This window comes from Pseudoalteromonas sp. SCSIO_11900 (assembly GCF_000576475.1).
Classification (GTDB): domain Bacteria; phylum Pseudomonadota; class Gammaproteobacteria; order Enterobacterales; family Alteromonadaceae; genus Pseudoalteromonas; species Pseudoalteromonas tetraodonis.
This window is the reverse complement of record NZ_KK070023.1, coordinates 882403-895014: the sequence shown is the minus strand read 5'-3', so window position 1 is coordinate 895014 and position 12612 is coordinate 882403. Positions and strand designations below refer to the sequence as shown.

Here is a 12612-nt window from a genome sequence, read left to right as displayed (position 1 = left end):
ACTTATCTTGTTATTAGGTTGCCATGTTTCACGTGGAACATTTTTAGTTCTCGTTGCATGGGTTCCACCACAGCAGAAATACTTTCAGATAAAATTGAAGAAATAAATATTTGAGAACTACAGTGAGTCAATAACTGGCCCACTTTCTCTTTTGTATCTTCGCTTAGTTCTGAAGGTAGATCATCTATTAGCAATATAGATTGCTTATCTGTCTCTGACTCAATTAAACTATTTTGCGTTACTTTTAACGCATACAACAATAACTTTAATTGCCCGCGTGAGAATACATTCTCAACACTGCTGCCAGCGACACTAAAACTAAAATCAGCCTTATGAGGGCCTTTACTTGTAAAGCCTTGGCGAGCATCTCGCTCAAAACATTGCTCTAACGCATCACAAAGAGATTCACTCTCTTTCCAGCCCGCATTGAAGCTAATTTCTAAATCGCGTATTAGCGTTAATTCTGCACACATTTTATCAAAAAATTGCTGCTTAAACCTAGTTATATAAGCGATTCTTAATTTATTTATTTGTTCTGCCAGTCTAACAAATTCTTTGTCCCAAAACTTGATTTGGTCAAAATAATTCTTAGGCTTAGATTTTAATAAGGCGTTGCGTTGTTTAAGCACTTTATTAAACGATTGCCATAAGAAAAAAAACTCATGTTCCACGTGGAACAAACCTAAGTCTAAAAACTTTCTGCGCTCCTTAGGACCGCCAAAAAATAGTGAGTAGCTTTCTGGCGTTATTATTTGTACCGGCATTAACTGGGCAAGTTCAGATACTTTTCGACTCGCCTTACCTTGTATTTTTAAATTGGTTTCACCCGCTTGGGTTTTACTAATACCAATAGGGATAGATAAATCGTATAACGCTTTGCGGCCATAAATAACAAACTGATCTTGATGATGAGCTATGATGCTTTTATGTTTAGAGGTTCGAAAAGATTTGCCGTGAGAAAGGTAATAAATAGCCTCTAAAAGGCTGGTTTTTCCGCTGCCGTTTTCACCATAAATTATATTAACGCCATTAACTGGTTCTAGCGTCAGTGCCTCAATATTACGAAAATATTTGAGGCTCAAATGACTTAAGCTCATTATGTATATATGATCTTATAAACGCATTGGCATAACAACGTACATAGCTTCTTCATCGCCGGCACCTTCTATAAGTGCACTGCTATTTGAATCGGCAAGCGTAAATAATACATCTTCGGTTTTTAATGTATTTAGTACATCTAATACGTAAGACACATTAAAGCCTATTTCTAGGTCATCACCCTCGTACATTATTTCAACCACTTCTTCAGCTTGCTCTTGCTCTGGGTTGTTGGCTGTAATTTTTAATAAACCGTTTGATAAATTTAAACGCACACCACGAAACTTTTCGTTCGATAAAATAGACACACGCTGAAACGCATTACGAAGCCATTCACGATTCGCAGTAATTACTTTATCGCCACCTCGAGGTAAAACACGACGGTAGTCAGGGAATCGACCATCAACTAATTTACTTGTAAAGGTAAATTCAATATCAATAATACGAATGTGGTTAGCACCAAACTGAATAGTGACTAACTCTTGGTCGGCCACCATTAAGCGCATAATTTCTTGCACGCCTTTGCGCGGTATAATTAATTGGCGCTGTGTATTTAATGACTGACCTAGTTGCTTTTGTGCAATCGCTAAACGGTGCCCATCAGTGGCAACTGTCTTTATATCGCTGTTATCAACTTCAAACGACATGCCGTTTAAATAATAACGCACATCTTGGTTTGCCATTGAAAAGTGCGTGCTTTCAAGTAATTTACGTAACTCTAAACGCGTTAGTTGAAATTCAACTTCACCATCCCACTGCTCTAAATTAGGAAAATCTTCAGCAGCTAAAGTGGTCAGTGAAAAACGACTTTTACCACTGGTTAAAAGTAGCTGATGGTCTTGCAAGCTTAAAGTAAGGTCAGACCCATCCGGTAAACTTTTACAAATATCGAGTAACTTTTTAGCTGGTAATGTGAGTTTAGTATCGGCAACATCATCACCTACAAATACACTCGCCACTAATTCAATTTCAAGGTCGGTCCCTGTCATTGAAAGCTGGCCATTCTCTACCACGAGTAATACGTTAGATAAAATAGGTAACGTATGCTTACGCTCTATGGCACCCGATACTTGCACCAATGGTTTTAAAAATTGTTCTCTTGATATTGTTATTTGCATAATAAAGTCAGCCCTAAGATGACAATGTTCTTATTAAATTTTGGTAATCTTCTTTAATCTCGTGGCTTTCGTCACGTAGTGATTTAACTTTGCGACACGCGTGTAATACTGTTGTATGGTCGCGTCCACCAAAGGCATCCCCAATCTCAGGTAAGCTGTGATTAGTGAGTTCTTTAGAGAGTGCCATGGCAACTTGGCGAGGCCTTGCTATAGAGCGGCTACGGCGCTTAGACAGTAAATCAGACACACGTATTCTATAGTATTCTGCAACCGTACGTTGAATGTTATCTATGGTGACTAGTTTGTCTTGCAGCGCCAATAAATCACGCAGTGCTTCTTTTACAAAGTCGATAGAAATTGGGCGACCGGTAAAGTTTGCGTTAGCAATTACACGGTTTAATGCACCTTCAAGCTCACGTACGTTTGAGCGTAATTTTTTAGCAATAAAAAATGCCACTTCATGCGGTAAATTAATTTTACTTTGCTGGGCTTTTTTCATCAAAATGGCAACGCGTGTTTCAAGCTCTGGCGGCTCAATCGCGATAGTTAATCCCCAACCAAAACGAGATTTAAGGCGATCTTCAACCCCTTCTATCTCTTTAGGATAACGGTCAGAGGTTAAAATAATTTGCTGGTTACCTTCTAATAATGCATTAAAGGTATGAAAGAACTCTTCTTGTGAACGTTCTTTATTAGCAAAAAACTGAATGTCATCAATCATGAGTGCATCAACACTGCGGTAATAACGCTTAAATTCTTCAATCGCATTATTTTGCAGTGCTTTAACCATGTCTTGCACAAAGCGTTCTGAATGCATGTAGACAATTTTAGCATCTGGCTTATTGGCCATAATACCGTTGCCTACCGCATGTAATAAATGCGTTTTACCTAAGCCCGTACCACCGTAAATAAAAACAGGGTTAAATGCAGAGCCAGGATTATCAGCTACCTGAGTGGCAGCCGCTTTTGCTAATTGGTTAGATTTACCCTCAACAAAACTGTCAAAGGTATAGTTTTCTTTAATATTTGATTTATAACCCGATTTAGGAGCGGGCTCAACAACTGGTTTTTGTTCTCGTGGTTGTTGTTTTACCGTTGCTTGCGTACTTGGTGCTGATTGTGTTTCAACTACCGGCGCAGCTTGTGCATTTAATAGCGGCTTGCTGCCTACATCAAAGCGTAACTCTGGTGCTTCTACACCACAAATTTCAACCAGTAATTCATTTATTCTATTTAGGTATTTTTCTCTTACCCAATCAAGTACGAAACGATTAGGCGCATAAATCGTCAAGGTATCTTCGGTACTTTCTGCTTGAAGTGGTCTGACCCACATACTAAATTGCTGCGAAGGCAATTCATCTTGCAATACATATAAACAACTTTGCCAAACCGACAGATACACAGTAAAACTCCCAGAGATATAATTTTTATTCCCGCACATCAATAATGATTCAAAAATCACACCTGTATTGCGTTTAAATGGCTCAATAAGCAGCCCAAGACCGACTATTATGAATGCACTTTATCCACAAGTAAAAGATTGATTTTTGTAAAATTGTTGATATCGATGTATAAATATAATAACAGACTGATTTAAATAGCTTTTTATTTTAAAGCTTGATTAGAGATCATAACAAAACTGGCAGCAGATCGCGACCACAATTTACGATCTAATTTACTTTTCCCATGCTTTTATTCACTTTTTATACAGGGGCTGTGGAAAACTTCTTATTTATGATGATCCTATCGGATCATGAAAATTGATCATAAATAAACATGCTTTACGCACTCTATTATGATTGACTTTTCGTCACTTCATCTATAATATCTCGCGCTCGCAATGGCACCTGTGCCAGGATCGCGACCTGCATAGGATGTTTTAACTTTAACCGATCGGATGAGATTGTTATGAAAAGAACTTTTCAACCTAGCGTTTTAAAACGCAAACGTACACACGGCTTCCGTGCTCGTATGGCAACTGTAAATGGCCGTAAAGTATTAGCTCGTCGCCGTGCTAAAGGCCGCAAAGTTCTTTCTGCTTAATTTATAAGTGGAAGACTTTAGCTTTGGCAGGGAGTTACGTCTGTTAACTCCCTCGCATTACTCTCGCATATTTAACGAACCCGCTCGGGCTGCAACTCCTTTCTTTACCTTATTAGCAAAACCAAGTGACCAGTCAAAACCTCGGTTAGGCCTTACTGTTGCTAAAAAACGTGTAAAAAAGGCATGTCAACGAAACCGTATTAAACGTCTTGCTCGCGAAAGTTTTCGTTTAAACCAACATACTCTCGATAATATTGATATTGTGTTGATGGTAAAAAGTGGCATTGATGAACAGTCTAATGAAGAATTAACCAAACAACTAACAAAGTTGTGGCGTAAAATTAATGAACGCTGCAAACCCGGTGCCCCTAAACCGCCACCATTTAAAAAACGCCCAAACAAATCAGCTAAATCGACTAAACAAACCCAATAGCAATAGAATTACAGGGTTAATTAAGGTATCTTTAGCTCACCTTTTAATCATGCGTTTAAAATCTTAAAGTAAGTCTTTAAATACATGGTATCTATTCACTAAACATAACGTAGGGGCATGTACAACATGAGGTTACTTAAACCACTTGCTGCGTTACCAACACGTTGTTTAGTTTTATTTATCCGCGGTTATCAAAAGTGGATTAGCCCGCTATTGGGTCCGCATTGTCGTTTTAATCCAACCTGTTCTAGCTACGCTATTCAAGCAATTAATTTGCATGGTGCAGTAAAAGGCAGTTGGCTCGCAGTTAAACGCATATTAAAATGCCATCCTTTACATTCAGGTGGAGACGACCCCGTTCCTGAAAAATTAACCCGTATTAACCACCAACACGAGAAATAAGAGCTGTTATGGAATCGCAACGCACGTTTTTATTCATCGGCCTAATGCTAGTGTCGTTTTTATTATTTCAAGAATGGAATAATGACTACAACACACCAAAAGCCGATCCTAGTGCCACTACACAAACACTAAAAGCAAACTCACCGGAATCAGATGATTATGTTCCAGCTTCATCAGACTCTGGTTTACCTGCTTCAACTACTTTAGCTAAACGCTCAGTCATTGATATTACAACTGACGTGTTCAAAGTTAAAATTGACACCAAAGGCGGTGACATTGTTGAAACAAACTTAATTAATTATAAAGAAACCAAAGGCAGTGATGTTCCTTACATGCTACTTGGTGAGTTTGATGGTAAACAATACTTTTCACAAAGTGGTTTAATAGGTTTAAATGGCCCAGATGCATCTGCAAATGGTCGTCCTACTTACCAATCAGAGCAAACCTCTTACACCTTAACAGGTGATGAGCTTCGCGTTCCACTGCAATTTACCGACAGCAACGGTGTAAGCTTTACTAAGACTTATGTATTCAAAAAGGGTCAGTATGATGTTGGCTTAGAATATAAAGTTAACAACACCACCAGCGCGCCTGTACAAGTACAGCTTTACACACAAATAAAGCGTACCGTACAAGAAAAAGGCAGCATGGTTGATCAAAACTATTTAGGGGCTGCATACGGTACAGATGAGGAACCATACGAAAAGTATAGTTTTTCAGATATGGCCGATAAAAACCTAAACATTAATACCCAAGGTGGTTACGTTGCCTTTATTCAGCATTACTTTGTAAGTGCTTGGGTACCAATGCAAGATCAAGCGAATACACTTTATAGTTTAATCACTAAAAGTAACGCAGCTATTATTGGTGTTAAAGACGAAGCGGTAAATGTTCAAGCTGGTAGTGAACAAGTACTTACTGCAACTTATTACATGGGCCCTAAAGAGTCAGATAAACTTGAAGCGATTCACACTGACCTAGACTTAACCGTTGATTACGGTTGGTTATGGTTTATCTCTCAGCCGTTATTTGTACTATTAAAATGGTTACACAGCATTTTAGGTAACTGGGGTGTAGCAATTATTGCCATCACTATTATCGTTAAAACATTAATGTATCCACTGACTAAAGCACAGTACACCTCAATGGCTAAAATGCGTGCGTTACAGCCTAAGATGAAGGCGCTAAAAGAAAAGTATGGCGATGATCGTCAAAAATTCGGCCAAGCGACCATGGAAATGTACCGTAAAGAAAAAGTAAACCCTATGGGTGGCTGTTTCCCTATTTTACTCCAAATGCCAATCTTCTTAGCCTTGTTCTATGTATTCTTAGAGTCTACAGAACTTCGTCACGCTGAATTTGTACTTTGGCTAACTGACCTTTCTGCAAAAGACCCATACTACGTATTACCAATCTTATTTGGTGCGAGTATGTTTATAACGCAAAAACTACAACCTATGACGGTTACCGATCCAATGCAGCAAAAAATGATGACCTTTATGCCGGTTATCTTCTCTGTGTTCTTCTTATGGTTCCCATCTGGTTTAGTACTTTACTGGTTAGTGTCTAACCTTATTTCTATTGTCCAGATGTTGATCATCTACCGTGGCATGGAAAAAAAAGGAATTAAAGTAAGGGGCGATTAAACTCCCTACTTATATAAAGGCGACTTAGGTCGCCTTTTTTATTGTCAATTTTTTATAACAGCATTCGCGAGTGCCTATTTGATAGGTTACAATACCGCCATTACGTTATTTAAGTTGGCAAATAAACCGCATGATCAATCACGATACAATTGCAGCACAAGCCACTGCCCCAGGCCGAGGCGGTGTTGGTATTATTCGCGTTTCAGGAAACCTAGCCAAACAGGTTGCTGAAAAAATAATAGGCAAAGTCCCTAAAGTTCGTTATGCCGACTATGTGCCATTTAACACCCTTGCAGGTCAGCAACTTGACCAAGGTATTGCGATTTACTTTGCTGGCCCAAACTCATTTACCGGTGAAGATGTACTCGAACTTCAAGGCCATGGTGGCCCTGTTGTCCTTGATATGCTACTTAAAGAAATAAGTAAAATAGACGGTGTACGTTTAGCAAAGCCTGGTGAATTCTCTGAGCGTGCGTTCATGAACGACAAGCTTGATTTAACTCAAGCAGAAGCAATCGCCGACTTAATTAATGCAACCAGTGAGCAAGCAGCTAAAAGCGCCCTACAGTCACTTCAAGGCCAATTCTCTAAGCACATAGAAACCCTAGTAGAAAAAGTCATTCACTTACGTATGTATGTGGAAGCAGCTATTGATTTTCCTGACGAAGAAATCGATTTTTTATCAGACGGAAAAGTGGGCGGTGATTTAAATGCCATTATTGAGCAGCTTAGTGCCGTAACCAATCAAGCCAAACAAGGCAGCATAATGCGCGAAGGTATGCGCGTCGTTATTGCTGGTCGCCCTAATGCAGGTAAATCAAGCTTACTTAATGCATTAGCAGGACGAGAAGCGGCCATCGTAACAGAAATAGCTGGCACCACTCGAGACGTACTACGTGAGCATATACATATAGATGGTATGCCACTACATATAATCGACACCGCAGGCCTGCGTGAAAGCCCAGATCGCGTTGAACAAATAGGTATTGAACGAGCCTGGGATGAAATAAACCAAGCCGATCGGGTATTATTTATGCTTGATGGCACCGATACAACCGATACCGACCCTCATGCTATTTGGCCAGAATTTATGGCTAAGTTACCCCAAGGTATGGGCGTGACCGTGATCAGAAACAAAGCCGATTTATCAGGTGATGTAGTCGGTATGGATCAAAAGCAACAATATCCGGTCATCAGTTTAAGTGCTAAAAATGCTGACGGTATAGAACTTGTGCGTGAGCACTTAAAAGCCTGTATTGGTTTTGATGGGGCCACAGAGGGTGGATTTATGGCGCGTCGTCGTCACTTAGATGCCCTTGAGCATGCAGCCTACCACTTAGATACCGGTAAAACACAATTAGAAATGCATGTGGCCGGTGAAATTTTGGCTGAAGAACTGCGTTTAACGCAGCAGTATCTTAACGAAATAACTGGTGAATTTACCTCAGATGATCTACTTGGCAAAATATTTAGCTCGTTCTGTATCGGTAAATAGTCGAATTAATAAGTAACAATATAATTTATTAAGGGTGCTTAGGCGCCCTCTTCCATGCCTAATATTTACAATAACAACTCACCTAGCTGTGCTTTAATAATCCACTTTAAAAACCAAACAGACTACAAATACAGTTTAAGCTGCACTTATATCAGCCTCAATTCGCCTTTAATAATGTACATAAAAAATGTAACAACGCTAATAATCACAGCTATTAGCGGCTAAAACGTTTTCATTTATAGAACAAAATAACTGTAGTTATGCTTATTAAACACTCTAAAACTGAAGCTATAGCATTGGTTATCCATGTTTGAATAGGGGGAATTATCAAGTCATAAAATAAAACGTAACTAAAAAATACGTTTTGTTCGTCTACACCACCAGCAAAATTCAGTTAAATATTCACTTTAGATCACTCAAATTTATTTTTTTGCAGATCAGTTATCCACAATTGCGTGTTTTTTTGCCTCAGAGATAAATTAAACGTCTTTAAAATGGGGAAATAAGCTGTATTTAATTAAAAAAGGGCTGTTTATAAAAAATAATAATGGTTATTTAACCTGATCTGACTAAATAGATCATTTTTTAAAATTATTTTCGATCCCAATTTAAGGTTATCAACAAGCTTTATATCCACATTAAGATCAACAAGCATCTATACGTTTATTTTCAATCGCTGGTGGCAAATACTAAATATAAAATCAATGACTTAGCAATAAAACTGCAACTTTAATTGATAGTTAAGCAGAGCTTTCCCCAACCTTATCAACAACTTGATCAGAAGATTACATTTAAAGATATTTTGTTAAACCTTTAATTATCAGGTAGTTAAGAAGTATATTTAAGTGAAGGCTTAAATAAGTACAAAAATAGTTATACAAAATGGCACTCTTAACTTTACTGTTATACTCACTGGGCTATCATAGGCGGCAATTAAAACTAATAGTGATCACAAATATTCATGAGTTCAGTAAATCTTATCGTTGGTAGTCAAATGGGATCCGCCGAGTACGTTGCCGAGCAACTAAGCGATGCGCTTAATAGCCAAGGTATTAATACCCAACTACATGATCAACCTGAATTTTGTGAAATAGATCAGCAAAATACCATTTGGTTAATTTGTACATCAACCTATGGTGCGGGTGATTACCCAGAAAACCTTATTAACTTTGTTGATGAGTTATCTCAAGTTGATGATTTATCGCACTTAAAGTACACGGTCATCGCTTTAGGTGATACCAGTTATGACACGTATAACCTTGCAGGGCGTAATATAGATACGCTTTTAAGCCAAAAAGGCGCGATACAATTAGCACCGCGCTTAGAACTGAATATTCTTGATGAAGCACTTCCAGAAGATACGGCCTTAGCTTGGTTAGACTCGTGGATAGCAAAAACAGGTCTAAAATAGAAAGATCAAGTAAAAAGTTATAAATAAAGTTACCCACAATTTACTAATAATTTAAAATATTTTGTGGATAAACACTGATTAAACTGCTTTTTTAACCATGCTTATCCATGGGATAAGATCGAGACTTGATCGGCCTGTGCATAACAGCCTGTTTTGATCAGAGCTTATTTGCCTGAAGATCCGATCATATTAACACCTTTAGATCCGATCTAATTATATGTTTTTAATCATGATCTAAAGCTTATCAACAGAAAACCCGATCAGTAGTAGTAATAGTATTAAAAGATCTCTTTAAAAGATCCTTTATATTATTAGAGATCACTTACTTAGATCTTGAGCACTGTTTAATCATTTATCTTCTGCTAATTTCTAGGTAGAATACGCTCCCTTTTGAAGTTTACTGGTTTGATTTAAGTAGGATCCCATTAATGATTTTTCACGAAAATTTTGACGTTATCGTAGTAGGTGGTGGACATGCTGGCACTGAAGCCGCATTGGCAGCTGCCCGCATGGGGATGAATACCCTGCTGCTGACTCACAATATGGATACCCTTGGTCAAATGTCTTGTAACCCAGCGATTGGTGGCATTGGCAAAGGCCACTTAGTTAAAGAAATTGATGCCCTGGGTGGCGCAATGGCTCAGGCTATTGACAAAGGCGGGATCCAATTCCGTACGCTTAATTCTTCTAAAGGCCCTGCTGTACGAGCTACTCGTGCTCAAGCGGATCGTGCTTTGTACAAAGCGGCTATTCAGAACACACTTCAAAACCAAGAAAACTTAAAGATTTTTCAACAATCATGTGATGATCTTATCGTTGAAAACAACCGTGTAACCGGTGTCGTTACCCAAATGGGTCTGCGTTTCAGTGCTCCTAGTGTAGTACTAACCGTAGGCACATTCTTAGGTGGCCAAATTCATATCGGTCTTGAAAACTTTAAAGGTGGCCGTGCAGGCGATCCACCTTCAATTGCATTGGCTGATCGTTTACGCGAACTTCCATTTAGAGTGGATCGTTTAAAAACAGGCACACCACCACGTATTGATGCACGCACTGTTGATTTTTCTAAAATGCAAGAACAACCAGGTGATGCACCAACACCGGTATTCTCATTTATGGGTAAACAAAGTGATCACCCACAACAAATTCCGTGTTACATCACTTACACAAATGAAAAAACACATGATGTTATTCGCAAAAACTTACATCGCTCACCTATGTACTCAGGTGTTATCGAAGGAATAGGCCCACGTTACTGTCCGTCTATTGAAGATAAAATTGTCCGTTTTGCTGATAAAGATAAGCACCAGATATTTGTAGAGCCAGAAGGCTTAACGTCATACGAGTTATATCCTAACGGTATTTCAACCAGCTTACCGTTCGATGTGCAGTTAGAAATTGTGCAATCGATCACCGGATTTGAAAATGCACATATCTGTCGTCCTGGCTATGCTATTGAGTATGACTTTTTTGATCCGCGCGACTTAAAACAATCATTAGAAACTAAATTTATTGATGGTTTATTTTTTGCTGGTCAGATTAATGGTACTACCGGTTACGAAGAAGCGGGTGCACAAGGTCTGATCGCAGGTATGAATGCAGCCTTACAAGTACAAGGTAAAGAATCGTGGACGCCACGTCGTGATGAAGCTTATGTTGGTGTATTAATTGACGACTTAGCAACACTGGGTACAAAAGAACCGTACCGCATGTTTACTAGCCGTGCTGAATACCGTTTGTTACTACGTGAAGACAACGCTGATATACGTTTAACTGAAAAAGGCCGTGAATTAGGCTTAGTTAACGATGAACGTTGGCAAGCATTCAACGAAAAAATGGAAGTGATCGCTAAAGAGAAACAGCGTATTAAAGATACCTGGATCCATAAAGATCATGCGGTTGTTGATCAAGTAAATGAATTACTTAAAACTCCACTTGTACGTGAAGCCAGCTTAGAAGAATTATTACGCCGACCTGAAGTGCGTTATAACGACTTGATGGCCATTGAAGGACTCGGATCTGAGTTTACCAATAAGGCCGCTTTAGAGCAGGTTGAAATTCATACGAAGTACGCAGGTTACATTGCACGCCAGCAAGATGAGATCAATAAGCAGCTTCGTCATGAAGAAACAATTTTACCAAAAGAGTTTGATTATAAAACCGTCTCTGGTTTATCAAATGAAGTTGTTGCTAAGCTAATTGATGCTCGTCCAGACACTATTGGTCAAGCTTCGCGTATTTCTGGTATCACCCCAGCGGCGATTTCGCTATTATTAGTGTATCTGAAGAAGCAAGGCTTGTTGCGCAAAACTGCGTAACAGTAAAGGTACATTGTGTTACAGCAACAATTAACAACTTTGTTAGCGCAAACTGATATTGCGCTAACACAAAAACAACAGCAGCAACTTGTTCGCTATGTCGAATTACTCGATAAGTGGAATAAAGCCTATAATTTAACCTCAGTACGTTTACCTCAAGAAATGATGGTTAAACATATAATGGATAGCTTAGTTGTTGCGCCTCACTTGACCGGTCATCATTATATTGATGTTGGCACAGGTCCTGGTTTACCGGGCATAGTGTTAGCTATTGCCTTACCCGATACGCAGTTTGTATTATTAGATAGTTTAGGCAAACGTGTACGTTTTTTAATGCATGTTAAACATGGGCTTGGCCTTGATAATGTGACCCCTGTGCAGTCAAGAGTTGAAGAATATCAACCAAGTGTTAAATTAGATGGCGTACTAAGTCGTGCATTTGCATCGTTACAAGATATGGTTGACTGGTGTTCGCACTTAATCGATCATTCAGGTAAGTTCATTGCACTTAAAGGGGTATTTCCAAGTGAGGAATTAGACTCACTCCCTGCTGGTGTTAAGTTTGAGCAAAAAATTGCATTAGAAGTACCCGATTTAGATGCACAACGACATTTAATAATTCTTTCTAAAGACTAGGGATCAGAGACA

The 12612-nt window shown here is 38.8% G+C and carries 11 protein-coding genes; 8 read left to right on the top strand and 3 right to left on the bottom strand.

What is annotated here, in order from left to right; all coding sequences use genetic code 11:
• Positions 1-2: 2 nt before the first annotated feature.
• Genes recF through dnaA form a run of 3 tightly spaced genes read right to left on the bottom strand, consistent with a single transcriptional unit; the run spans position 3 to position 3618 of the window.
• Positions 3-1097: a DNA replication/repair protein RecF gene (recF, locus tag BG00_RS04130; protein WP_036980728.1), complete on the bottom strand. Its 1095-nt coding sequence runs from the start codon at positions 1095-1097 to the stop codon at positions 3-5.
• A 15-nt stretch (positions 1098-1112) separates the two neighbouring features.
• On the bottom strand, positions 1113-2216 hold the full coding sequence (gene dnaN / locus BG00_RS04125; protein WP_036980725.1) for a DNA polymerase III subunit beta: 1104 nt from the start codon (positions 2214-2216) through the stop codon (positions 1113-1115).
• A 13-nt stretch (positions 2217-2229) separates the two neighbouring features.
• Entirely contained in the window at positions 2230-3618 is a 1389-nt protein-coding gene (dnaA, locus tag BG00_RS04120) for a chromosomal replication initiator protein DnaA (protein ID WP_036980723.1), read from the bottom strand.
• Positions 3619-4124: 506 nt separating this feature from the next.
• Here dnaA and rpmH point away from each other — a divergent pair.
• The 8 genes from rpmH to rsmG all read left to right on the top strand — a co-directional run bounded on the left by rpmH (position 4125) and on the right by rsmG (position 12600).
• Positions 4125-4259, top strand: coding sequence for a 50S ribosomal protein L34 (gene rpmH / locus BG00_RS04115; protein WP_008112968.1), 135 nt, complete (start codon positions 4125-4127; stop codon positions 4257-4259).
• 7 nt (positions 4260-4266) lie between these two features.
• The gene (gene rnpA, locus BG00_RS04110; protein WP_008467046.1) at positions 4267-4692 is read left to right on the top strand and encodes a ribonuclease P protein component; all 426 of its coding nucleotides are present in this window, start codon (positions 4267-4269) and stop codon (positions 4690-4692) included.
• A 126-nt stretch (positions 4693-4818) separates the two neighbouring features.
• Positions 4819-5094 (top strand): membrane protein insertion efficiency factor YidD, encoded by a 276-nt coding sequence (yidD, locus tag BG00_RS04105; protein WP_008467044.1) that lies wholly within the window; start codon positions 4819-4821, stop codon positions 5092-5094.
• Positions 5095-5102: 8 nt separating this feature from the next.
• On the top strand, positions 5103-6740 hold the full coding sequence (yidC, locus tag BG00_RS04100) for a membrane protein insertase YidC (RefSeq protein WP_036980721.1): 1638 nt from the start codon (positions 5103-5105) through the stop codon (positions 6738-6740).
• 130 nt (positions 6741-6870) lie between these two features.
• Positions 6871-8235, top strand: a complete 1365-nt coding sequence (gene mnmE, locus BG00_RS04095) for a tRNA uridine-5-carboxymethylaminomethyl(34) synthesis GTPase MnmE (RefSeq protein ID WP_036980718.1) — start codon at positions 6871-6873, stop codon at positions 8233-8235.
• A 961-nt stretch (positions 8236-9196) separates the two neighbouring features.
• Positions 9197-9646 carry a flavodoxin domain-containing protein gene (locus tag BG00_RS04090; RefSeq protein ID WP_036980715.1) on the top strand — a complete coding sequence of 150 codons (450 nt, stop codon included), beginning with the start codon at positions 9197-9199 and terminating at the stop codon, positions 9644-9646.
• 428 nt (positions 9647-10074) lie between these two features.
• Entirely contained in the window at positions 10075-11964 is a 1890-nt protein-coding gene (mnmG, locus tag BG00_RS04085) for a tRNA uridine-5-carboxymethylaminomethyl(34) synthesis enzyme MnmG (protein ID WP_013466270.1), read from the top strand.
• A gap of 15 nt (positions 11965-11979) precedes the next feature.
• Positions 11980-12600, top strand: coding sequence for a 16S rRNA (guanine(527)-N(7))-methyltransferase RsmG (gene rsmG, locus BG00_RS04080; protein WP_036980712.1), 621 nt, complete (start codon positions 11980-11982; stop codon positions 12598-12600).
• Positions 12601-12612 lie beyond the last annotated feature (12 nt).